This window comes from Guyparkeria sp. SB14A (assembly GCF_005096345.1).
GTDB classification, from domain to species: domain Bacteria; phylum Pseudomonadota; class Gammaproteobacteria; order Halothiobacillales; family Halothiobacillaceae; genus Guyparkeria; species Guyparkeria hydrothermalis.
This window is the reverse complement of sequence record NZ_SWAW01000001.1, coordinates 145,690-168,656: the sequence shown is the minus strand read 5'-3', so window position 1 is coordinate 168,656 and position 22,967 is coordinate 145,690. Positions and strand designations below refer to the sequence as shown.

General features: G+C 66.5%; 24 protein-coding genes. 16 read left to right on the top strand and 8 right to left on the bottom strand.

Annotated elements, in window-relative coordinates; translation table 11 throughout:
- Positions 1 to 66: 66 nt before the first annotated feature.
- A complete protein-coding gene (gene cynS, locus FAZ79_RS00805; protein ID WP_125198672.1) occupies positions 67 to 510 on the bottom strand; it encodes a cyanase in 444 nt (147 codons plus the stop codon).
- A gap of 364 nt (positions 511 to 874) precedes the next feature.
- Between cynS and FAZ79_RS00800 the strand changes: the two genes are divergently transcribed.
- The 7 genes from FAZ79_RS00800 (at position 875) to FAZ79_RS00780 (ending at position 5,916) form a co-directional block, all read left to right on the top strand.
- On the top strand, positions 875 to 1,438 hold the full coding sequence (locus FAZ79_RS00800; RefSeq protein WP_136866017.1) for an OsmC family protein: 564 nt from the start codon (positions 875 to 877) through the stop codon (positions 1,436 to 1,438).
- Between the two features lie 58 nt (positions 1,439 to 1,496).
- On the top strand, positions 1,497 to 2,648 hold the full coding sequence (locus FAZ79_RS00795; protein WP_211238763.1) for an acyl-CoA dehydrogenase family protein: 1,152 nt from the start codon (positions 1,497 to 1,499) through the stop codon (positions 2,646 to 2,648).
- Positions 2,649 to 2,676: 28 nt separating this feature from the next.
- Positions 2,677 to 2,847, top strand: coding sequence for a hypothetical protein (locus FAZ79_RS11415; protein WP_156573527.1), 171 nt, complete (start codon positions 2,677 to 2,679; stop codon positions 2,845 to 2,847).
- Positions 2,834 to 3,175: a rubredoxin gene (gene rd, locus FAZ79_RS11785; RefSeq protein ID WP_282097215.1), complete on the top strand. Its 342-nt coding sequence runs from the start codon at positions 2,834 to 2,836 to the stop codon at positions 3,173 to 3,175. Before FAZ79_RS11415 ends, rd begins: the two co-directional genes overlap by 14 nt.
- A gap of 44 nt (positions 3,176 to 3,219) precedes the next feature.
- On the top strand, positions 3,220 to 4,236 hold the full coding sequence (locus FAZ79_RS00790; RefSeq protein ID WP_247709451.1) for an FAD-dependent oxidoreductase: 1,017 nt from the start codon (positions 3,220 to 3,222) through the stop codon (positions 4,234 to 4,236).
- Between the two features lie 63 nt (positions 4,237 to 4,299).
- Complete coding sequence (locus FAZ79_RS00785; protein ID WP_136866015.1) at positions 4,300 to 5,157, top strand: sulfurtransferase; 858 nt, start codon at positions 4,300 to 4,302, stop codon at positions 5,155 to 5,157.
- Positions 5,158 to 5,268: 111 nt separating this feature from the next.
- Positions 5,269 to 5,916 (top strand): glutathione S-transferase family protein, encoded by a 648-nt coding sequence (locus tag FAZ79_RS00780; protein ID WP_136866014.1) that lies wholly within the window; start codon positions 5,269 to 5,271, stop codon positions 5,914 to 5,916.
- A gap of 29 nt (positions 5,917 to 5,945) precedes the next feature.
- Here the strand turns inward: FAZ79_RS00780 and FAZ79_RS00775 are convergent, their stop codons facing one another.
- Complete coding sequence (locus FAZ79_RS00775; protein WP_136866013.1) at positions 5,946 to 7,640, bottom strand: sigma 54-interacting transcriptional regulator; 1,695 nt, start codon at positions 7,638 to 7,640, stop codon at positions 5,946 to 5,948.
- 259 nt (positions 7,641 to 7,899) lie between these two features.
- On the opposite strand from FAZ79_RS00775, the gene FAZ79_RS00770 reads away from it, so the two are divergent.
- From FAZ79_RS00770 to FAZ79_RS00760, 3 genes are read left to right on the top strand one after another with little or no spacing between them, the layout of a single operon-like run.
- The gene (locus FAZ79_RS00770; RefSeq protein ID WP_136866012.1) at positions 7,900 to 9,276 is read left to right on the top strand and encodes an ABC transporter substrate-binding protein; all 1,377 of its coding nucleotides are present in this window, start codon (positions 7,900 to 7,902) and stop codon (positions 9,274 to 9,276) included.
- A gap of 3 nt (positions 9,277 to 9,279) precedes the next feature.
- The gene (gene ntrB, locus FAZ79_RS00765) at positions 9,280 to 10,122 is read left to right on the top strand and encodes a nitrate ABC transporter permease (RefSeq protein WP_136866011.1); all 843 of its coding nucleotides are present in this window, start codon (positions 9,280 to 9,282) and stop codon (positions 10,120 to 10,122) included.
- Positions 10,123 to 10,124: 2 nt separating this feature from the next.
- Positions 10,125 to 11,003, top strand: coding sequence for an ABC transporter ATP-binding protein (locus tag FAZ79_RS00760; RefSeq protein WP_136866010.1), 879 nt, complete (start codon positions 10,125 to 10,127; stop codon positions 11,001 to 11,003).
- An 81-nt stretch (positions 11,004 to 11,084) separates the two neighbouring features.
- Here the strand turns inward: FAZ79_RS00760 and FAZ79_RS00755 are convergent, their stop codons facing one another.
- Positions 11,085 to 11,594, bottom strand: a complete 510-nt coding sequence (locus tag FAZ79_RS00755) for a macro domain-containing protein (RefSeq protein WP_136866009.1) — start codon at positions 11,592 to 11,594, stop codon at positions 11,085 to 11,087.
- 153 nt (positions 11,595 to 11,747) lie between these two features.
- Between FAZ79_RS00755 and FAZ79_RS00750 the strand changes: the two genes are divergently transcribed.
- The 4 genes from FAZ79_RS00750 (at position 11,748) to FAZ79_RS00740 (ending at position 15,003) form a co-directional block, all read left to right on the top strand.
- Positions 11,748 to 12,839 carry a pitrilysin family protein gene (locus tag FAZ79_RS00750; protein ID WP_282097214.1) on the top strand — a complete coding sequence of 364 codons (1,092 nt, stop codon included), beginning with the start codon at positions 11,748 to 11,750 and terminating at the stop codon, positions 12,837 to 12,839.
- Positions 12,755 to 13,150, top strand: coding sequence for a hypothetical protein (locus FAZ79_RS11780; RefSeq protein WP_282097219.1), 396 nt, complete (start codon positions 12,755 to 12,757; stop codon positions 13,148 to 13,150). The genes FAZ79_RS00750 and FAZ79_RS11780 overlap by 85 nt, the downstream gene beginning before the upstream one ends.
- A complete protein-coding gene (locus FAZ79_RS00745; protein WP_136866008.1) occupies positions 13,140 to 14,495 on the top strand; it encodes a pitrilysin family protein in 1,356 nt (451 codons plus the stop codon). Before FAZ79_RS11780 ends, FAZ79_RS00745 begins: the two co-directional genes overlap by 11 nt.
- Positions 14,496 to 14,655: 160 nt before the next feature.
- Entirely contained in the window at positions 14,656 to 15,003 is a 348-nt protein-coding gene (locus tag FAZ79_RS00740; protein WP_197039239.1) for a glycine zipper domain-containing protein, read from the top strand.
- A 384-nt stretch (positions 15,004 to 15,387) separates the two neighbouring features.
- Here the strand turns inward: FAZ79_RS00740 and FAZ79_RS00735 are convergent, their stop codons facing one another.
- Entirely contained in the window at positions 15,388 to 15,876 is a 489-nt protein-coding gene (locus FAZ79_RS00735; RefSeq protein WP_136866007.1) for an MgtC/SapB family protein, read from the bottom strand.
- Between the two features lie 120 nt (positions 15,877 to 15,996).
- A complete protein-coding gene (locus tag FAZ79_RS00730; protein WP_136866006.1) occupies positions 15,997 to 16,527 on the bottom strand; it encodes a hypothetical protein in 531 nt (176 codons plus the stop codon).
- Positions 16,528 to 16,931: 404 nt separating this feature from the next.
- Between FAZ79_RS00730 and FAZ79_RS00725 the strand changes: the two genes are divergently transcribed.
- Positions 16,932 to 17,501: a hypothetical protein gene (locus FAZ79_RS00725; RefSeq protein WP_136866005.1), complete on the top strand. Its 570-nt coding sequence runs from the start codon at positions 16,932 to 16,934 to the stop codon at positions 17,499 to 17,501.
- Between the two features lie 286 nt (positions 17,502 to 17,787).
- On the opposite strand, the gene FAZ79_RS00720 is transcribed toward FAZ79_RS00725, so the two are convergent.
- Positions 17,788 to 19,344 (bottom strand): PAS domain-containing methyl-accepting chemotaxis protein, encoded by a 1,557-nt coding sequence (locus tag FAZ79_RS00720; protein ID WP_136866004.1) that lies wholly within the window; start codon positions 19,342 to 19,344, stop codon positions 17,788 to 17,790.
- A gap of 412 nt (positions 19,345 to 19,756) precedes the next feature.
- Between FAZ79_RS00720 and FAZ79_RS00715 the strand changes: the two genes are divergently transcribed.
- Positions 19,757 to 21,343, top strand: coding sequence for a phospholipase D family protein (locus tag FAZ79_RS00715; RefSeq protein WP_211238762.1), 1,587 nt, complete (start codon positions 19,757 to 19,759; stop codon positions 21,341 to 21,343).
- Between the two features lie 18 nt (positions 21,344 to 21,361).
- Here the strand turns inward: FAZ79_RS00715 and thpR are convergent, their stop codons facing one another.
- Together thpR and FAZ79_RS00705 are read right to left on the bottom strand one after the other, a co-directional pair.
- On the bottom strand, positions 21,362 to 21,874 hold the full coding sequence (gene thpR / locus FAZ79_RS00710) for an RNA 2',3'-cyclic phosphodiesterase (RefSeq protein ID WP_136866002.1): 513 nt from the start codon (positions 21,872 to 21,874) through the stop codon (positions 21,362 to 21,364).
- The gene (locus FAZ79_RS00705; protein WP_136866001.1) at positions 21,871 to 22,878 is read right to left on the bottom strand and encodes an LLM class flavin-dependent oxidoreductase; all 1,008 of its coding nucleotides are present in this window, start codon (positions 22,876 to 22,878) and stop codon (positions 21,871 to 21,873) included. The genes thpR and FAZ79_RS00705 overlap by 4 nt, the downstream gene beginning before the upstream one ends.
- Between the last annotated feature and the right edge of the window lie 89 nt (positions 22,879 to 22,967).

The following is a 22,967-nucleotide window of genomic DNA, read 5'->3' as shown; positions in this document are numbered from 1 at the left end:
ATGTAAAAAGGGCGCGTCTCGGACGCGCCCTTTTTACGTTCGGCTCGCGGTTCCGCCGCGAGCGGCCTACCAGGATTTGTAGGGCAGGAACTTGCCGTTCATGGTGATCACGACGCGATCGCCGGCGGGGTTGACCTCGCGGTCGACGTCGAGCGAGAAGTCGATGGCACTCATGATGCCGTCGCCGAATTCCTCGTGGATCAGCTCCTTCATGGTCGAACCATAGACGCCCACGACCTCGTAGAGGCGATAGATGAGCGGGTCGGTCGGCACGGTCTGTTCCCAGGTCTTCATGGGGCAAGCCTCGATCGCGGCCTTGGCCTCGGCGGGCAGTTCGAGGATCGCGATCAGCTTGTCGGCGAACTCGGGCTTGAGGCTGTTCATGCCCAGACAGGCCGAGGTGACGAACGTCGGGGACAGGTCTACGCCACTGGCGATATCGGCCCAGGACAGGCCGAGCGCGGTCTTCTTTTCCAGGATCAGGTCGGTCAGTGCTTGCTTGGTCATCATGAGGGCATCTCCGTCAAGGGATATCGGGTTTGTAGTCGTGACCGCCAAGGCCACTGTCCCCTGTCGTTACAAGAAGCCTGCCAAGCAGCACTTATCCTTTTGTATCCGACACTTACGCATTCCATCAGCGCACTAACACGCCGCCAGCCCGACATTGTCCGCCCCACGCCGGCGAAAGCCCCGACATTGTCCGACAATGCCTGCCCCACCCTGGGGCAGCGCCATGCACCAGCCCTTCCAAACGGCGCCACAACGCCATTTCCGGTTCTTGGCACAGCCTCTGCAATGCAGTAGGCGACGGCGGGACTCGTCGAGCGAGATCCCGGCCCACGTCCAAGCCAATCCAGAACCGGAGTGAATACTCATGAGCACAGCAACCGCCCAACCCGTCGCCCCGTCCTGCATCCGCCAGGCGATCAAGGAAATCGATGCCGACGGCCTCAATGCCCTGAGCGAGAAAGGCAAGGCCAACCCGGACGCGGTGGTCACGCTCAAGGCGAAGACCGTCTGTGAAGGCCGTTTCCGCAACCTGACCTACATCCGTGATCTCGACCCGGTGGTGGTCGACGAGCCGCCGCACCTGCTGGGCGACGACACCGCCCCGAACCCGTCCGAGGCCTCCCTGGCCGCGCTGGGCGCCTGCCTGGCCGTCGGCGTGCACGCCAATGCCACCGCGCGCCAGATCAAGATCAGCAAGCTCGAGCTGAACATGGAAGCGGACATCAACGTCACCGCCGTCTGGGGCACGGGTGACCTCGACGAATCCAAGCCGCTGGGCTTCACCGCCATCCGCGTCTACTTCGACGTCGAGACGGTCGACCCGATCAGCCAGGAAGACCTGCAGGATCTGCTGGACACCGCCGAGAAGTGGTCTCCGGTGGCCAACACCATGACCCGTCCGGTCGACCTCTCCTGCCATCTCGCCTGATCGCCGAGACGTCGTCCAATCGGCCCGGTCCGCCGGGCCTTCTACCGGAGGTGATCCCATGAATCTCGCCACCCACGACACCGTGGCGGCCCGTCCCACCGTGGCCCCGCCCGACGTACCGGCGTTCCTGAAAACCGACGCGGCGCCCGACCTCGACACAGTGATTCGCCGCGCCCTCAAGCCCAAGGTGATCGCGATCGATCACGGCGAATACCCCGCCGACCTGTTGCACGAAATCGGTGCGGCCGGAGCCTATCGCCACCACCTCGCCTCACAGAACCCGGCCGGCATGGATATCGCCGCGGCCATCGACGACATGGACCGCATCTCGGCCGAATGCATGTCCACCGGCTTCATGACCTGGTGTCAGGACGCCGTGGCCTGGTACGTCGAGAACTCCGACAACCAGCACTTGAAGGACACCGTCCTGCCGAAGCTCGCCAGCGGCGAACTGCTCGGTGGCACCGCCCTGTCCAACCCGATGAAGTACTTCGCCGGCATCGAGGACATCCTGCTGCACGCCGAGGAGACCGCCGACGGCTTTATCGTCAACGGCAACCTGCCGTGGATCTCGAACCTGGGCGAGCACCATGTTTTCGGATCGATCTTCCGCGTCGAAGGCGACAACCCGCGCGACGTGATGGCGCTGGTACACACCGACACGGCCGGGCTTTCCATCAAGCAACTGGTCGAGTTCTGCGGCATGGAGGGCACCGGCACCTACGCCCTGTTCTTCGAGGATGTCTTCATCCCCAAGAACGAGATCATTGCCGACCCGGTCGGCCCGTTCCTGCAACGCATCAAGGCGGGCTTCGTCCTGCTTCAGGCGGGCATGGCCACCGGCGTGATCGAGGGATGCATTCGCCTGTGCGAAGACGTCGAGCCGCGCCTGGGGCACATCAACGCCTACCTCGACGACCGCCCCGACGAACTGCGCGAGGCCCTGGAAGACACCCGCGCCCTGGTGCGCGAACTCGCCACCGACGTGCACAACCCCGACCCGGCCTATTTCCGCCAGGTACTGGAACTGCGACTGGCCGGCTCCGAGCTCGCGCTGCGCGCGGCCAACAGCGCGATGCTGCACACCGGCGCGAACGGCTACCTCGTCGATGCCCCGGCCCAGCGCAAGCTGCGCGAGGCCTATTTCGTCGCGATCGTGACCCCGGCGATCAAGCACCTGCGAAAGGAAATCGAGGCGTTGATCGACTGATCCCATGTGCCGCTACCCGGTCATTGCCATGCCTACCCCACGGATGCGCGCCGTCTTGCCGCTCATGTTCACCGGCAGCCTGCTCGCCTGGCTCGGTATCGCCGCGATCGACGTGACCCGGCCCAAGGCCGAGCCGCGTCCCCCAACGACCGTCTACGAACTGAACGAAACCAAGGTGACCCGCCATGAACACGCCTGACGACGACATCCGCTGGATCTGCACCGTCTGCGGCTGGATCTACGACGAGGACGAGGGCGACCCGGACAGCGGCATCGCACCGGGGACCCGCTTCGAGGACATCCCCGACGACTGGTACTGCCCGCTGTGCGGGGTGACCAAGGCCGATTTCATGCCCCTGCACGAGTACGCCGCCCAGCGCGCCGCGCAGAACGGTGCCCCGCGGCCGCGCGCGGCACAGGGCGGCGTGGGCGGTCCGGACTCGGTGGTCATCGTCGGCGCCGGCATCGCCGGCTGGACGGTCGCCGAAGAGCTTCGGGCCCGCGACCCGACCGCCCCATCACCCTGATCAGCAATGACGAGGCGGCCGCCTACACCAAGCCGGGCCTGTCGATGGCGATCAGCCAGGGCCGCGCCCCGGAGGACCTCGTCGAGCAGAGCGGGCCGGCCAAGGCCGCCGAACTGGGCATCACCCTGCAACCGAACACCTCGGTGCTCGCGCTGAACACCGACGGCAAGCGGCTGCTGACCACCCGCGGCCCGGTCCACTACGGGGAGCTGGTGCTCGCCCTCGGTGCCCGCCAGCGCTTTCGCGCCTTCGACGGCGATGCCGCCCCTCGCATCACGCGACTCAACCATCTCGCCGCCTACCAGCGTCTGCGTGCCCGTCTCGAAGGCGAAACGCGCCACGTCACCATCATCGGTGCCGGCCTGATCGGCGTGGAACTGGCCGAGGACCTGACCGCCGGAGGGCATCGCGTCACCGTGCTCGATCTCGGTGAGCGCCCACTCGACCGGCTCGCCCCCGCCCCGTTGGGCGACGAGCTGGGGCGACACCTGGCAGCCAAGGGCGTCGACTTTCGCCCTGGGATCAGCCTCGCCCGCGTCGACCCGGCCGACGGGCGCCTGAAGGTCACGCTGACCAACGGCTGCGAGATCCGCACCGACGAGGTGATCTCGGCGATGGGGCTCGTGCCCAACACCGATCTGGCCAACCGCGCCGGGCTGGTCACCAACCGCGGCATCCTCGCCTCGGCGCAGACCATGCAGACCAGCGACCCGCACGTCTATGCCGTCGGCGACTGCGCCGAGATCAAGGGGCGCAGCTATTTCTTCATCGAGCCGATCCGCCGCATGGCCACGACAGCAGCCGCGGCCCTGAATGGCGACTGTGAGCCATTCGAGCACCGTCCGGCCGCGATTCGCGTCAAGACCCCCAGTCTGCCGATCATGCTCTGCCCGCCCGACCGCCGGCTTGCCGACCTGGGCCGCTGGACCCCGCACACCGTGGCCGAGGGCCAACGCAACGACTTCGTCAGCCGCGGCCAACTCGCCGGCTACGCCCTGGCCGGCAAGGCGGTCAGTGAACACGAATCCCTTTACCGGCGCGTCACGGGACGCGTCAGTTGAGGTGGTCCCACCCATCGACCACCGCCTAGCCACCCACCGGGCCAGAAGCCCCAGGAGCACCCCATGAGCAACCCCCTGATCGAACCGCAGGATCTCAAGTCACTCGATCCCGGTGCCATCGTGCCGATCGACACGCGCAGCCCCGAGGCCTACGCCGCCGGGCATCTGCCGGGGGCGATCAACATGCCGGAAATCTTCACCTTCCTGGCCACTTCAACCCCGGAAGGGCTGGCCGAACTCGAACAACGGTTCAGCGACAAGTTCGGTGCAGCCGGGCTGGATGGCAACAAGGTGGCCGTGCTCTACGAGGACGCCATGGACACGGGCTTTGGCCAGTCCTGTCGCGGCCTGTTCCTGCTCGAACACCTCGGCTACCCCAAGGACAAAATCAGCATCCTGCACGGCGGCTTTCAGGGTTGGGTGGCAGCCGGCCTGCCGGTCAGCACCGACTCACCGGCCCCGGTGGCCGCCGCCTTTCCGCTCGACAGCAGCGCCAGCGACGTCATGCTGGACAAGGACGACGTGCTCGCGGCCCTGGAGCGCGATGACGTGGTCCTGCTCGACGTGCGCGACGTCGACGAGTGGATCGCCGAGAGCTCCTCGCCCTACGGCAAGGATTTCTGTCCGCGCAAGGGGCGTCTGCCTGATGCCAAGTGGATCGAGTGGTATCGCTTCATGAAGCCCGGCGACGTCGCACGCTTCAAGTCACCGGCCGAGATCCGTGCCGAGTGCGACAGCGTCGGCATCTCGCCGGATTCCGAGGTGTTCCTGTACTGTTTCAAGGGCGCGCGGGCGTCGAACACGCTGGTCGCCCTGCGCGCGGCGGGCATCGAGAACGTGCGCCTGTACTTCGGCTCCTGGAACGAGTGGTCGCGTGACCCGAGCCTGCCGATCGAGGAAGGCCTGCCCTTCGTGGCCTGAACCTGACGCGCCCCTGCGGCGCCAAGGCATTTCAGTGGGGCCCGGCATGCCGGGCCTTTCTTCTGCGGGCCGAACGGACGTCCGCCCCGACCCACTCCCGGAGACACCGCCGTGAGTTCGATTACGCTCTACGACTTCCCCCTGTCCGGCAACTGCCACAAGGTGCGACTGCTGCTCTCGATGCTCGATTTGGAGTATGAGCGCGCGCCCATCGACGTCGTCGCCAAACAACCCGCCTCGCCCGAATTCAAACGCATCGACCCGCGCGGCCAGGTGCCGTTCCTGGTCGACGGCGAGGTGCGCATCTGGGACTCGATGGCGATACTGATCTATCTCGCACGTCGCTACGGCACCCGCCGATGGCTCCCCGACGAACCGGCCGCCGAGGCGGCCGTGATGCAGTGGCTGGCCGTAGCCGGTGACGAACTCCTCTACGGCTTGGCCCGTGCCCGCGCCGTCTGGCGGCTCGGTGCCCCATTCAACCGCGAACAGTGCCAGCAGGAGGGACGCGCCGGGTTGGCGTTGATGGAGCAACGCCTCGAACAGGCCGACTGGCTCGCCGCCGACCATCCCACCATCGCCGATCTGGCCTGCTACCCGTACGTGGCACTGGCCGACGAGGCCGGCGTGTCGCTGGCCCCCTACCCGGCCATCGGCCAGTGGATCGCACGGGTCGAGGCCCTGCCCGGCTACCTGCCCTTGATCGAACAGAAAGACGGAAACGCAGGAAAAGCGTCACCGCCACCAGCTTCTTCCTGACCGCGACCACTTCCGGGAAACACCCCCGCTCACCCCCCTTGCAAACCCAGCTTGTCCAGGCGGTAACGGAACTGCCGGGTGGTCATGCCCAGCCGAGAGGCGGCCTGGGTCTTGTTGCCTCCGGTCGCTTCCAGGGCCGCCAGCAGGGCATCGGCCTCGTCTTCGCGCACCCAGCGGTAGGCGCGCCCGGGCGGCTGCCCATGTGGTGACCCGGGCGATGACCCTGGCGATGACGACGGCGCGTGGTCAGGGCCCGTGTTCCCCGCTCCCATGCCCGCGGGGTCCCCCGGCCCCGGCGTCGATGCCGACGGCTCCGGGCGACCACCGGCCTCAAGGTGATCGGTGACGTGCGACTCGTGGGTCAGGATCAGCTCGATATCGGCCACGGTGATCCAGCCGTTCTGGGCCACCAGTACCGCGCGCTTGATCACGTTCTCCAGTTGCCGGATGTTGCCCGGCCAGTTGTAGGCGGCCAGTCGATCGAGCACGCCGGCCTCGAACGTGGCGTTGCGGTCGAACTCCTGGCTGGCGACCTGCAGGAAATGCCGCGCGAGCAGCTTCACGTCGCCGTCGCGCTCGCGCAGCGCCGGCAGGTGGATGGGAAAGACGTTCAGCCGGTAGAACAGGTCGATGCGAAAGCGTCCCTGGTTGACCGCCTCCTGCAGGTTCTTGTGGGTGGCGGCAATGATGCGCACATCCACCGGCACGTCCTTGGTGCCACCCACCCGGTGGATGGTCTGTTTTTCCAGCACGTGCAACAACTTGGACTGCAAATCGAAGGCCAGATCGCCGATCTCGTCGAGGAACAGCGTGCCGCCGGAGGCCAGTTCCACGCTGCCCTTCTTGGCCGACACCGCCCCGGTGAACGCGCCCTTCTCGTGACCGAACAATTCCGATTCCAGCAGCGCATCGGGGATGGCCGCGCAGTTAATGGCGATGAACGGCCCGTCGCAGCGGGGGCTGGTCAGGTGCACCATGCGCGCGAAACGCTCCTTGCCGGTGCCCGACTCGCCGTTGAGCAACACGGTCGCCTGGGTCGGCGAGACATGCAGGGTCTGGCGAAAGGCCTGACGCAAGGCCGGGCTCTCGCCGAGGATGCCGTGACGCGCCTCCTGGTTGCTCGACAGGGCCTCACGCAGGGATTCGTTCTCCTCGGCCAGCGCGGCGGTCTGCTCGCGGATCAGGTCGTCGACTTTGAGCACGCGCGCAATCAGGGCGGCCATGATGCGCAGCAGCGTGATGTCGCGGTGCAACGGGCGGTGGCGCTCGCGGATGCGGTGGGCACCCAGCACGCCCATGGGCTGGTCCTCGTTGAGGATCGGCACGGCCAGGAAGGCGACCGTCTCGGGCGGCAGGGTGTCGCGCTCGACCGCGCGGGTGAGGTAGACCGGCTCCTCGTCGATGTCCTGGACCACGGCCACCTGCCCGGTACGCATCACCCGCCCGGTCACGCCCTCGCCTACCCGGTAACGGCCGCGGTCGCGCTCGTCGGACGAGAGCCCGTAGGCGTAGCGGATCTCCATGAACTCGCCGCTGGCATCGGGGAGTACCACGCGCCCACGGTTGAGGCCGGTGATCTGCGAGAGCAGCCGCAGCATCCGGCCGATCACGGTATCCGGGTCGTTCAGGTGCGAGAGCCATTGCGTGGCCTCGTGAACGACCAGCAGTTCGGCATCGGCACTGTCGGCGCGTGCCGACGACTGGAGGGCTTGGGCGTCGCTCATGGGGGCTCCGGGTCTGAAGGAATGACATTCCCGGAAGTGCAAGAAGCGGACCTAAGACTTTGTCCGCCATTGGCGGGCATTGCGCGGCGATACGGCCCTCACCGACGCACCAAGAACGGGATCGATCCCCCGCCACCGCTCCCTCCTGGTGCGAAAATGCGTCATTTTCGGCCAATTCGCGTTGATCTGGCGCAAACGAGCGGTGTGGCACGGCATCTGCAATCTCGAGGTCGTCACTCACCGACCCGAGAGCGAAACCATGTCCACATTCGATAACCCGTTCGATCCCGACCAGTCACTGCACCGCGGCTGCACCTGCGGCAAGCACGCCAGCCAGGCGGACCACAATGCCGCCATCGGCGCCAGCCCGAACCCGACCGACGAAGAGGCCGCCCTCAACCGCGCCGTGGAATCCTCGGTCATGCGCTCGCTGTTCCCGGAAGATCGGACCCGTCGCAACTTCATCAAGGCCGTGGGCGTGAGCACGGCGATGGCCGCCGTCTCGACCTTCTTCCCGATGGCTGCCGCCAAGGCCATTGCCGCCGATCCGGCCGGGCCGCTGGAGAAGAAGAAGCTCAAGGTCGGTTTCATCCCGATCACCTGCGCCACGCCGATCATCATGGCCCACCCGATGGGCTTCTACGAGCGCGAAGGCCTCGACGTCGAGGTGGTCAAGACCGCCGGCTGGGCACTGATTCGAGACAACGTCGCCAATGGCCAGCTCGACGCCTCGCACATGCTCTCGCCGATGCCGATCTCCGCCTCGCTCGGGGTCGGCGCGCGTCAGCAGGACACCTACGTCGCCACCATCCAGAACATCAATGGCCAGGCGATCACGATGCACAACAAGCACAAGGAGAATCGTGATCCGAGCAACTGGAAGGGCATGACCTTCGGCATCCCCTACGACCACTCGATGCACAACCTGCTGCTGCGCTACTACCTCGCCGAGCACGGCGTCGACCCGGACCAGGATGTCCAGCTCAAGGTCATCGCCCCGCCGGAGATGGTCGCCAACCTCAAGGCCGGCAATATCGACGGCTTCCTCGGCCCCGAGCCGTTCAACCAGCGCGCGGTCTACGAGGGCGCCGGCTTCATCCACGTGCTGTCCAAGGATCTCTGGGACGGCCATCCCTGCTGCGCCTTCGGTGCAACCAGGAGCTTCGTCGAGGAAAACCCCAACACCTTCTCCGCGCTGTTCCGCGCCATTGCCAGCGCCACGGTCTACGCGCACAAGAAGGAAAACCGCCCGGAGATCATCGAGGCGATCGCCCCGGCCAACTACCTCAACCAGCCGAAGATCGTGCTCGACCAGGTGATGACCGGCCGCTACGCCGACGGGTTGGGCAACATCATCGAGGAGCCCGAGCGTGCCGACTTCGACCCGTTCCCGTGGGAATCGATGGGCGTGTGGATCCTCACGCAGATGAAGCGCTGGGGCTACATCGAAGAAGAGATCGACTACGCCGACATCGCCGAGGAGATCTTCCGCGCGACCGACGCGCGCCAGCGCCTGGCCGAGATGGGCCTGCCGGCACCCGAGATCAACAGCAAAAAGCACATGATCATGGGCAAGGAATTCGACCCGGCACGCCCGCAGGCATACCTCGAATCGTTCGAGATCGGGAGGGCCTAAACCATGAGCCAGTCACTGCGCTTACGCGCCGGCATCGTCTCGATTCTCCTGCTGCTCGCCTTCGTCGGCGCGTGGTGGGGGGCGACCCTGCCCACCCAGGTCGATCTCGGCGACATGGACCCCGAGTACGCCGCGATGATGGGGCTGGATACCGTCCAGGAATCCGACATCCCCACCCCGGGGGATATTGGTTCGGCAATCTGGACGCACCTGTCCGATCCGTTCTACGTCTCGGGCTCCAACGACATGGGCATCGGCATCCAGCTGGCCCATTCGCTCTGGCGGGTGCTGGCCGGCTTCGCGCTCGCCGCGCTGGTCGCCGTGCCGTTGGGCTTCCTGATCGGCATGTCGCCGTTGATGCACAAGGCGCTGGACCCCTACATCCAGATACTGAAACCCATCTCGCCGCTCGCCTGGATGCCGCTGGCGCTCTACATCATCCAGGACGCCTCGATCTCGTCGATCTTCGTGATCTTCATCTGCTCGATCTGGCCGATGATGGTGAACACCGCCTACGGGGTTGCCTCGGTCCGCGACGACTGGCTCGCCGTGGCCAAGACCCTCGAGGTCGGCCCGATCAAGAAGGCGTTCCAGGTGATCCTGCCGGCCGCCGCCCCGACGATTCTCACCGGCATGCGCATCTCGATGGGCATCGCCTGGCTGGTCATCGTCGCCGCGGAAATGCTCGTCGGTGGTACCGGTATCGGCTACTTCATCTGGAACGAGTGGAACAACCTCGATCTCGCCAACGTGATCTTCGCCATCCTGCTGATCGGCGTGGTCGGCATGATCCTCGACATGATCTTCGGCTTGCTTGGCAAGGCCGTCAGTTATAAGGAGGTCTGACCATGACTACCCCCGCATTCATCCAGGTCGACGGCCTGGAGAAGACCTTCCCCGCGCCGATGGGCCAGGAACCGGTCACCGTGTTCCAGAACCTCGACTTCGAGATCGAAAAGGGCGAATTCGTCTGCCTGATCGGCCACTCCGGCTGCGGCAAGTCGACCATCCTCAACATCCTCGCCGGGCTGGACGCCGCGACCGACGGCTACGTCTTCATGGAGAACCGGCAAGTCACCGGACCGGGCCTCGACCGCGGCGTGGTCTTCCAGGGCCACGCCCTGATGCCCTGGCTGACGGTGCGCGAGAACGTCGCCTTCGCGGTGAAATCCCGCTTCAAGCACCACTCCAAGGATGAAGTGAACGCGCAGGTGGAGAAGTACGTCGACATGGTCGGCCTGACCCCGGCGATCGACAAGAAGCCCCACCAGCTCTCCGGCGGGATGCGCCAACGCGTCGGCATCGCCCGGGCCTTCGCCATCGAGCCGAAGATGCTGCTGATGGACGAGCCGTTCGGTGCGCTGGATGCGCTGACCCGCGGGGTGATCCAGGACGAGTTGCTGGCGATCTGCCAGGCCACCAACCAGACGGTGTTCATGATCACCCACGACGTCGACGAGGCGATCCTGCTGGCCGACAAGATCCTGTTGATGACCAACGGGCCGTTCGCCGAGGTGGCCGAGTGCGCCTACAACCCGTTGACCAAGCCGCGTTCCCGCCAGGAGATGCATCACGACGACCACTACTACCCGTTCCGCAATCACCTGATGGACTTCCTGGTCAACGGGCCGAGCACGCCCTACGCGGACAAGAAGGCGTCCGACGGTGCTCCACCGGCGATGGAGGAGGCGCCGCGCAGTGGGCCCCGGCGGGTAGTCAACGCCTGATCCACGAGGACCCTTCGACCATCAACCATCCGGCCCCGGGAGCACAACCGGGGCCGGATTTTTCGTGGTCACCTTGGTCTTTCAGACGCCACGAACCGCGCGAGCGACGTCCTCGACCACCTGCCGATCCGCCTCGCGATAGACGATCAACCGCAGGTCGGTCAGCGTGGCGGGCTCGTAGCGGTCGATCTCCTCGAGGATCAAACGCACCCCGGTTGCCAGGTCGAAGCCGGCCACGCCGCAGCCCAGCGGCGGGATCACCATTGAGCGACACCCCAGCTCGTCGGCCTTGGCCAAGGTGTTGCGAACCGCTGCACGGATACTATGCTCCGTGGCGCGCCCATCGCCGTAATGCGGCATGGCCGCCGCGTGGATTACCCAGCGGGCGGGCAGATCGAAGCCTTGCGTGACGGCCACACCGCCCAGCGGGACCGGCCCCTGGGCCATCGCCGCCTCGTTGATCGGCCCGTTGGCCGCCTCACGCAGCGCACCGGCCACACCACTGCCCATTGCGAGTGATGTCCCAGCGGCATTGACCAGGCAATCGGCCGATTGCGTCGCGATATTGCCCTGTATGATCGAGAAATCCATGCAAGCACCTCCCGCGGCCGTCTTTCGGAACCCGAGCCTTGAGTCTGGACCCGGCGGCGGGAGTTTGAAACCGCCGCCCGCGGCAACGGTCACACCGATTCCGACCATGCCCACATGGCGCCCCATTCGTTAACTCCCTGGTAGACCAAACGCATGCAGACCCGACGTTATCTCGCCGCCCTGCTCCCCGTCGTGCTCTCCTCGCTTGCGCTGATCGCCGCCCCGATGGCGGCCGCGGGCAAGACGAGCGCCGCGGTCCACGAAACCACGCTCGACAACGGCCTCAAGGTCCTCGTCCTGCCCGACGAGCGCGCCCCGGTGGTCACCCACCAGATCTGGTACAAGGTCGGCTCGGTCGACGAGCCGGGCGGGATCACCGGGATTGCCCACATGTTCGAGCACATGATGTTCAAGGGCACGGAAAACCTGGGCCCCGGCGAGTTCTCGGACATCATCGCGCGTCTCGGTGGCGAGGAAAACGCGTTTACCGGCCGCGATTTCACCGGGTACTACCAGACCCTGTCGGCCGATGAGCTGGAGACGGTGATGCGCTGGGAGGCCGATCGCATGGCCAACCTCGAGATCGACCCCGAAGAGTTCGCCCGCGAGAAGGAGGTGGTCAAGGAGGAATGGCGCTCGCGGGTGCGCGACAACCCCAATGCCCGCCTGAACCAGCTGCTCTACGCCACGGCGTTTACCAGCAGCGGCTATCACCACCCGGTTATCGGCTGGAAGACCGATATCGATGCCTACACCGTTGAGGACCTGCAGCGCTGGTACCGCGAGCATTACGCGCCCAACAACGCCACCCTGATCGTGGTCGGCGACGTGGAACCCGAGGCGGTGGTCGAACTGGCCGAGCGTCACTACGGGACGATCGAACGGCGCGACCTGCCGCCGGCCAAGCCGCGCGAGGAGATGGAGCAACATGGCCTCAAGCGCGCCCACCTGTCCATTCCGGCGAAGTTGCCGCACGTCACGATGGGCTACAAGGTGCCGTCGCTGGTCACCGCCGAGGAGTCGCGCACCGCCTACGCGCTCGCCGTCGTCTCCGGCATCCTCGCCGGCGATTCCGGGGCGCGCCTGAACAACGACCTGGTGCGCGCCGGCAAGCTCTCGGCGCCTCGGCAGGGTACAACCTCAACGCGCGGGAAACGACCCTGTTCACCGTCGATGCCACCCCGCGTGACGGGCAATCCCTCGACGAAGTCGAGCGGCTCTTGCGCGACCAGATCGAGCGGTTGAAGAGCGAACCGGTCGGGACCGACGAACTCGAGCGCATCAAGGCGCAGGTGGTCGCCTCGGACGTCTATGAACGTGATTCGTTGTTCTACCAGGGCATGAAGCTGGGCATGTACGAGACCGTGGGTCTGGATTACCGACTGGCCGACCGGTTCGTCGAGGGCGTGCGTGCGGTCACCATCGAGGACGTGCAGGCAGTCGCCCGAGAGTATTTCCAGGACGACGGCCTGACCATTGCCACCCTCCAGCCGACGTCGTCCGACGAATCAACCGACTTGCCAAGCCCGACCGGAGGTATCGAACGTGTCCACTGATGCCCGCAGCCGCTTTTGGCCGGCGATCCTCGCGCTCGGCGCCCTGCTGATCTCGGCCACGGCGCGTGCCGAACCGGTCCTGCCGGTCGAGACCTGGCAGACCGACAACGGCGCCGAGGTGCTGTTCTATCCCACCGACAGCCTGCCGATGGTCGACGCCCGGGTGATCTTCGATGCCGGCAGTGCGCGCGACCCCGCGGGTAAAGGCGGCACGGCCAGCCTGACCGCCTCGTTGCTCGAGGAGGGCACCACCGAGCGGGACGCCAAGGCGATTGCCGACGGCTTCGCCCGCGTCGGGGCCGAGTTTTCCGCCAGCGCCAACCTCGAGTCCAGCGCCGTGCGTCTGCGCAGCCTGACCGAGGAGGATTGGCTCTGGCCGGCGGTCGAGCTGATGGCCGAGGTCATCGCCAAGCCGGCCTTCAAGGACGACGACATCCAGCGCGAGCGCGAGCGGCAACTGCGCGGCATCCAGTCCCGCCAGCAATCCCCGCAGGCGGTCGCGAGCGACGCCCTGCGCAAGGCGGCCTTCGGCGATCACCCCTACGCCCACCCCACCGACGGCACCCGCGAGTCGGTCGAGTCCATTGCCCCCGACGATGTGCGGGACTTCCATCAGCAGCGTTACGTGGCCGCCAATGCCACCGTGGTGATCGTCGGCGATATGGAGGCAGAGCAGGCGCGCCGCCTGGCCGATACGCTCACCGACGGCCTGCCCACGGGTGAACCCGCTCCGCCCCTGCCCGAGGTGCCGCCGCTGGAGGAATCCGAGACGCTGCGCATCAACTTCCCCTCGGAACAGTCGACCGTACTGGTTGCCCTCGACGGCATCCCGCGCAAGCACGAGGACTACCTGCCGCTGTACGTGGGCAACCACATGCTGGGCGGCAGCGGCTTTGCCTCGCGACTGATGTCCGAGCTGCGCGAGAAGCGCGGGCTGGCCTACAGCACCTACAGCTATCTCATGCCCCTGCGTGCCGGCGGCCGACTGGTGATGGGCATCCAGACGCGCAACGACCAGGTCGAGACCGCCCTGTCGCTGATGGACGAGGAACTGTCACGTTTCATCGACGAGGGGCCGAGCGACGAGGAACTGGCCGACAGCCAGGCCAATATCGTCGGTGGCTTTCCCATGCGCCTGAACAGCAACGGCAAGATCGTCGAGCAGATCGGTGCGCTGGCCTTCCTCGACCTGCCACTCGACTACTTCGACGACTACACCGAGCGCGTCGAGGCGGTCACGGCCGCCGAGATCCGCCAGGCCTTCGACCGGCACGTCGAGCCGCAGAAACGTGTCGTCGTGATCGTCGGCCCCACCGCCGAGGAGGCGGACGGCGAAACCGACTGACCTCTCGAGGCGGTCTGCGCAATGAGCTTCGCGTGGATAGTCCCTTGGGATCGTCGATGGGGAACTTGCGATAAGCCTGCCTATCAAACCGGTCATCGGTTGAACATCACGGGCCCGGTACGGCCGGTTGGCCCGTGAAACCACTCACAGGAGCAAGACCATGACCCACCGCATCCAAACCCTGGGCTTTCGCACGCTGCTCGCTGCCCTGATCCTGCCGACCACCGCCGCGTTCGGCGGCGAACTGCACCGTGACGCCGCCATTGGCGGGGCAATCGGTGGCGCACTCGGTGGCGTCGTCGGCGCCGAGGTCGGTGGTCGCGAAGGGGCGATTGTCGGTTCGGGCATCGGCGCGGCCGTTGGCACCGGCGTGACCACTCGCAACAGCCGCGATGATCGGTATTACCGTGACGACGGCCACCACGAGCGCCATCGCTACCGCGAGACCCACGGTCACGGCCATGGGCATTTCTGCCCGCCGGGACAGGCAAAGAAAGGCCGTTGCTGATCCCCTTCCCCTGACGACAAGAAGGCCACCTGGGGAAACTCTGCACGATTCGATGACGTCTCTGCGGGACCTCCAAGGGCCCAGATGCAAGGCGCAGTCCGCCGTGAAGGGCCGTCGCCCTTTACAAGGGCTGCAACGCCGCAGATGGGCCCTTGGAGGTCCGCCCGAAAAGGGGCTCGCGGGTTTGCTCGCACTCGTCGTTGCCGTCCCTCGACGGGCAACGAGCCCGTCTTCGGTCCGGCGCCTTGATTGCGAGCAAACCCGCGAGCCAGAGATGCCATCGAATCGTACAGAGTTTCCCTAGTGATCGGTGGCCTTCTTTCGTTTCTAGGCTGACGCGTGACGCGTCAGACGATGGCTGCGGCCCGTCAACGACGAGCCAAACTAGCGCTCCTCATCGCGCGTGTCCCGAACCGAGATGCGTTCGTCCGCCTCGTCACGATGCCCGTTGAGCACCTGCTTTGCCGGTGACAGCAGCCGCAGGCTGGCGAAGGTGACGATCGAGAGCAGCAGGGCGATCTCGAAATGATTCCAGGCCACCGCCACGCCGATCGCCCCGGTGGTCCAGAGGCTGGCCGCCGTGGCCGTGCCCGTGGTGCGATTCTGGCTCTTGAGAATCGCACCACCGCCAATGAAGCCCATGCCGGTGATGATCCCCTCGAATACCCGCGCCTCGGCGCCGCTGGATTCGAGCACGTTGATGCCGAGCAGCATGTAGGCGCAACTGGCGACCGCCACGAGCGGAAACGTGCGCAGACCGGCCGAGCGCGAGTGCGTCTCGCGTTCCAGCGCCACCGGCAGGGCCAGCACGTAGGCCGCCGCCAAGTAGGTGAGGTTCCAATAGACCGAGGACCAGTCGATATCAAACGGCATCCACGAACTCCCTGCCAGCGTATTGGGCCGGACGGCCACTCACCGACCACCCGACTTCCCCGAGGCATACGGCACCGGCGAAGTCGCGCGCGACGTCCCAACAACGGGGACGCCAGCGTATCAGAGCGATTCGGCGACCTCTTTTGAATAGTGCTCGAGCAGTTCGTCGGCCCTGTGCTTCTCGTCCTCGTCACGAGCGTGGACCACCACCGTCCATTCGCCGTGCTTGCTGGCGCCTTGGGTCTCGGCGATCACCGGCTCGTGGTCGGGACGAATCGAGACCAGTCCCGCGCCCAGCATGCCGATGGCACCACCGACCACCGCGAACACGCCATACACCCAGCCCGGGCTCGTCGTGGCCCAATCGAAACCGGCGCCGACAAACACCCCGGCCAGGATGAGACCGGCGACGGCACCAACCACCGCCAACACGGCATGCGAGCGCAGGATCGTCGAGAAGATCGCGCCGGAGTCTTTCTCGACCTTGTGAGCCAGCTGCGGGTCGTGGGGATCGACCAAGTCGATCTGGTCCGAGGAAAAACCGGCCTTGGCGGCCAGGGCGTTGGCCGCATCGCGGGCGCGGGAACCATTGTGGAACACGGCACTGACCTTGTGGGGAAACCGTTCGCTGATGATCTCTGCCTGAGTCATGAACCACCTCCTAATCCAGTTAACGGCCGAATTTCAACCAAAAATCCGTTACCTGTTCATCGGAGTTTTGACGGAGATAATAGTTCATAGAACGCGCACTAAAGCGCAATCGACAGATCACTGATCATCCGACGGCCGTCGAACGGCGTGGCTATTCGCGCAGGAGCTGCCTGAACCGGGAATGCGAAAAGGGATTGGTGTCAGTGCCGCTTGAAGCGAGTCACCCACTGGTGAAGCTCACATGCAGTCGTGGTGCGCCTCAAGCCACCACTGATCTCTAGCGTGCAGAGCACTGAACGCCATATGCCCGACGATCTGAACTACATTCTCCTGTGGGGATCTCATTGACAGGACTCGGGTATTTTTCCGATCCCGTTACGGATCGCCACAGAGGAGGGTATGTTATGGACCCTGCAGAAATCATTTCCGAACGTTTCCCGCACGTGGTCGACGCCGTATTCCATGACGAGCGCCGCGCCCGTGAAGCCGCAAGCGCCCTGGCCGCCAAGGTCGGGCTATCCAACGAACATATCCACGTGGTCGAGCCGGACGACCCCCAGCGGGCGGAGCAGTTGGATCCGGAGCCGTCCGAGATTTCCCGGACCCTACTTCGTTCCAATGCCGCGCTCGGCGTGATCGGTGCCGTCGTCGGCCTGATAGTCGCCGGCATCCTGATCGGCGCCGGTTTCGATTGGGCCACGGCGAGCCCGGGCTGGGTCTATGGAATTCTCGCCGTGGTCGGCGGCCTGTTCGGCATGCTGAGTGCCGGTATCGTGTCCGTTCGACTGGATCATGAGCGTGTGCTCGCGGACACCCGCGACGCATCAACGCACGGCGAGTGGACGGTCGTCGCCCATGCCCATAACGAGGACGAGAAGCACCGCGTTAGCGAGCTCCTCAAGGAGTACTCCGGGACAGTCACCCAATCAAGGCCGGCCGAGCCAAGCAACCCCAGCACCCCGAGCACATCCTGACTAGGCGGCTGGAAACGACGCGCCCGATAGCCTCGCTGATAGATACGCCGATAGAGCCGGTCGGCCCGCCGCACATCCTCGTGTGACGGGCAGGCTCGGACCGCCTCCTAACCGAACACCTTGCCGTGTTCGGTCATCGGCGTGTCATGCGCATCGACCCAGCCATAGCCTCCGTGCTTCCTCCGGCTCTTCACCGGACCCATTCAGGGAACGTCCTATGGCTGCCGGACGGATGACAAGTCGCGCAGGGGCTACCTGAACCGAGAAGGCGGAAAGGGACGGGTTGTCAGTGGCGCTTGAAGCGGGTGACCAGCTCGTGAAGCTCGGCGGCAATGCGCTCGAGATCGTGAATCTTGTCCTCGGCCGCGGCCGACTGGTCGAGGCTGGAATTGGCGAGATCGGAGATGTTGTGCACCTGGCGATCGATCTCGTCGGAGACGGTGGCCTGCTCCTCGACCGCAGCGGCCATCGAGGTGGCCATGTCGCGTATCTGCGCCACCGCCTCGGCCACGCCATTGAGCATTTCCTCGGATTCGCGCACGCGATCAACCCCGGCGGTGGCCGCCTCGCGACCGCGGCGGGCGACGGCCACGGATTCCTCGGCCTGTTGCGTCAGGGTGGCGATGATCTCGTGGATATCGCGCGTTGACTCCTGCGTGCGGCGGGCCAGATCCCGTACCTCCTCGGCCACCACGGAAAAGCCGCGGCCGTGTTCGCCGGCGCGCGCCGCCTCGATGGCCGCGTTCAAGGCCAGCAGGTTGGTCTGCTGGGCGATCTGGTCGATGATGCCGGCGGCACTGGCGATCGCGCCGGTCTGGTTCGAGACCCCTTCCACCGACTCGCCGATGGCGTTGACCGTCTCCTGCAGGTCGACGATCGACTCGCGCGTGCGGGTGGACAGCCCCCGCCCTTCCTCGACCAGTTCCTGCGAGCGATTGGCCTCGTCGGCGGTGCGCTGGACGTGCTCGGAGACGTCGTTGATGGTGGTCGACATCTCGTGCATGGCCGCCGCGACCTGCTCGGTCTCTGCCTGCTGGCGCGCGATCTCCTCCTTGGCCTGGGTCGAGAGATCGAGGCTCACCGACGATTGGCGGCTGACCTGGTCCGAGGCATCCTCGATCCGGGTGAGCACGGTGATCATCCGCGCCTGCTCGCTCTTGATCGAGGCCTTCAGTCGCCCCAACAGCCCCACGTCGCCGGTGTAGGACTCCACTGCCAGCGGGTGGCTGAAGGCATTGGGCATCTGCTCGTTCAGCGCCGAGATCAGGCGCCGCTCGCGCAGGCGCCCCATCAGCCCGAATGCGAGCCCCGTGCCCGCCAGGGCAAGCAACGCCGCCGCGCCAAGACCGCCCAGCCACAGGCCGGCCGCGGCGCACAGCCCCGTCGCACCGACGACGTCCTGGGCATGCAGGCGAAAACGCCGCACCCGATACCCGCGCTGGTTGATGCGACGGTACAGGCGCTCGGCACGCTGAACGTCCTCGCGTGACGGACAGGAGCGTACCGACTCGTAGCCGACCACCTCGCCGTGCTCGGTGATCGGCGTGACGTAGGCATCCACCCAGTAGAAATCGCCGTTCTTCGAGCGGTTCTTCACCAGCCCCATCCACGGTTGGCCCGCCTTGAGATGGCTCCACATCACCTCGTAGGCCAGCGGCGGCATGTCAGGATGGCGCACGATGTTGTGGGGCTGCCCGATCAGCTCGTCGCGAGAAAAGCCGCTGATCGCCACGAAGGCGTCGTTGCAATGCGTGATGCGCCCCTTGAGATCGGTGGTCGAAACCAGACGCTCGCCGGGGGCGAAGGTGCGTTCGGTGTCGGTGACGGGGAGGTTCTTGCGCATGGGTGAGGCTTTTCTCGGTACGGCGGTAGTGAGGATCGGGACAGCGGGAGCAGCGGCACACGACCGACCAACATCTGCCTGGTCGCATGTTGGGTATCGAACCGCCTGGCGAAAACTTTAGTGTTTTCCACGGACTTATCCCGACAAGGCACGCTCGACTATCAATAACGGTCAGCTATCAATAAGCAGGCGATGGATTGTCGCGAGGGGCGCGATTGTGCCAGCCGATCGCGTCCGATGCACCCTTTTGGCGCATCATGGGGAACCCCGAACGGGCCCGTGCCTCCAACGGAGGGCAAGGCCAACAGGCAACCGCCTGACGCCGGGTGGACATTCCCGGGTGGGTAATAATGGAATGATCGACGGGCACAAGCCGCGGTCGAACGGGGAGGATTCTCCATTGACGAGGCCATTGAGCGCGCGACCGATCTGCCGGTGGGGCAAGGAATGGGCGCAACGACGGGCCGCGCTCGCCGCCCTGCTCGCCCTGCTGCTCGCCGGCTGCGCCCTGCCGCCGCTGGAGGGTCGGCACGTCAGCACGGCCATCCAGCCGGCCGAGGCGCGTGCCACGCCCCTGGGCGATGCGCTGGCCCCGCCGAAGGCCGCCCACCCCGGACAGACCGGCGTCTACCTGCTCTCGGACCCGGCGATGACCTTCGCCGCCTGGACCCATCTCGCGCGCACCGCCCAGCGCAGCCTCGATCTGCAGTACTACATCTGGTACGCCGACCGCTCCGGCACCCTCTTGCTGCGCGAACTGCTGGATGCCGCCAACCGGGGCGTGCGCGTGCGGTTGCTGCTCGACGATCAGGGCACCCGCCAGCTCGACACCCAGCTTGCCGCCCTGCACGCCCACCCCAACATCGCCGTGCGGCTGTTCAACCCGTTCATGGCGCGCGACGCGCGCTGGCTCGGCTTTCTCACCGACTTCGATCGCGCCAATCGCCGCATGCACAACAAGGTGATCATCGCCGACAACCAGGCCCTGATCAGCGGCGGGCGCAACATCGGCGACAGCTACTTCGGCGCCACCGAGGGCTTCCTGTTCTCGGACCTCGACATCCTCGCGGTGGGGTCGGTGGTCGACGAGGTCTCGCTCGGGTTCGACCGTTACTGGCAAAGCGACTCGGCCTATCCGGTGCATCGCATCCTGCCCGTGCCGGACGAGCCAACCGTGAACCGGGTGCGCGAGACCCTGGACTTCGAGGCCGATGCCATCGCCCTCGACCCACACGCCGGCGAGCTCATGGTGGCGGTGCGCGAAAACTACGTCATCGGCCAGTTGCTCAACGGGGAGCTGAGCCTCGAATGGGCGCCCACCCGGCTGGTGATCGACCCGCCGACCAAGGGCCTGGGCGAACACGACCCCAACGACCTGCTCACGCTCTCGCTGCGCGATCAGCTGCGCCCGCCGCTCCACTCGATCGACATCATCTCCTCGTTCTTTGTCCCCACCCCGACGCTGACCGAGGACCTGGCCACGCTGGCCCGTCGTGGCGTGCGCGTGCGCGTGCTGACCAACTCCCTGGATGCCACCGACATGGCCCCGGCGCACACCGGCTACGCGCGCTATCGCAAACCGCTGCTCGAGGCGGGAGTGGAGCTCTACGAGATGCGTCGGGTGGCCGAGGAAGACCCGCGTCCCGAGGGCGCCGGCCCGTTCGGCAGCCCGGCGACCACCCTGCACGCCAAGGCGGTGGTGATCGACGACCGACAGGTCTTCATCGGCTCCTACAACGTCGACCCCCGTTCGGTGCTGCTCAACACCGAACTGGGTTTCGTCATCGACAGCCCCGACCTCGCCCGCGCCATTAGCCACACCTTCGAGATGCACGTGCCCACCAGCGCCTATCGGCTGGTGCTGGAAGACGGCGAGATCCGCTGGATCGAACGGACCGACGACGGGCTCACCCGGCACACGCGGGAGCCTGGCGCCGGCGCAATCAAGCGCGGCATGACCTGGTTCTTCTCGCTGATGCCGATCGAGTGGCTGCTGTAAGCCCCACCGCAAACGCGTCTAGCGCGAACGGGCAAGTAGGTGGTAGGGGCCGGGATGGCCGTCACGCCCGGATTCGACCAGCGCGATGGTCTCGGCGAACCAGTGGATGGGCGGCTCGATGGTCGCGCCGCCGGGCGCATGGGCGAAGCGCCGCAGGGTGACGTGCGGGACGAACGGACGGTCGTCCGTCTCCACCCCGCAGGCGAGACACAGGCCGCGCGCCTCGGCGGCCAGGCGGGCCAAGGCCGGCGGGACGCGGGACGGCCCCAGCCAGGCCACCCGTGGCCCGGCGAAATGCCCCAGGCGATCGAGCAGGATCGGGATGGGGTCGGCGGGCAGGCTGGCGAGTCGCTCGGCCAGGCAGTCGGCCTGCCAGGCCTCGATGGTGCCGGGGAACGCCAGGGTCAGGTGCAAGTGGGCCCGCGGCACCGGGCGGCCACCGCCGTCGAGACCTCGACCGAGGTGATGCAGTGCCGCGCGGGTGGCGTCATCCGGCCACAGGGCGAGAAACACCCGCCTTTGCGCGGTCACGACACCTCGGTCCTCGCGGCAATGCGGTTACGCACGCCGGCCAGCAGCTCGTAGGAGCGGCGGCGCGCGGCGTGGTCGAAGCTCGAGTTGGTGACGATCAACTCGTCGGCCCCGGTGCGTTTGAGAAACGCCTCGATCTCGCGCTCGACCGTCTCGGGCGAGCCGATCGCCGAGCAGGCCATGGTCTGCTCGACCACCGCCCGCTCGAACCGGGAGGCCGACTCGCGATAGCCGGCCACCGGCGGCGGGATCGGCCCGGGCCGGCCGTTACGCAGGGCGACGAAGGCCTGCTCCATGGAGCTGGCGTGAAAGCGCGCCTCCTCGTCGGTGTCCGCCACGTAGGCATTGAAACCGACCATGGCGTGGGGCCGATCGAGAAAGCGCGACGGGCGAAAGCCCTCGCGGTAGTCGGCCAGCGCGGCCATCAGCTCGCCGGGGGCGAAGTGCGAGGCGAAGGCGTAGGGCAGGCCCAGTGCGGCCGCCAGCTGGGCGCCGAAGCGGCTCGAGCCGAGGATCCACACCGGCACCCGCGTGCCCGCCCCGGGGATCGCGCGCACGGCCTGACCCGGCTCGGGGTCATCGAGCAGGGCCAGCACCTCGGCAACGTCGTCCGGGAAACGCCTGGGGTCACTGCCCTCGCGACGCAGGGCGCGCGCGGTGGTCTGGTCGGTGCCCGGCGCGCGGCCCAGCCCCAGGTCGATCCGCCCCGGGAACAGGGTCTCGAGTGTGCCGAACTGCTCGGCCACCACCAGCGGCGAGTGGTTGGGCAGCATGATGCCGCCGGCACCGACGCGGATGCGCTGCGTGGCGGCCGCCACCTGGCCGATCACCACCGCCGTGGCCGCGCTGGCGATCCCGGGCATGTTGTGATGCTCGGCCAGCCAGTAGCGTCGATAGCCGAGGTCCTCGGCGTGCCGGGCCAGGTCCACGCTGTTGGCAAGCGCCGTGCGGGCATCCGATCCCTCGGTGATCGGGGCGAGATCAAGAACGGAAAAGGGAATCATGGGCGGGAGTGTAGCGGACGGGACGGGGCGCGGCGCGAAACCGAGCGCGATTCGATCGCGCCCCGGATCCGGACCAAGATCCCGACCAG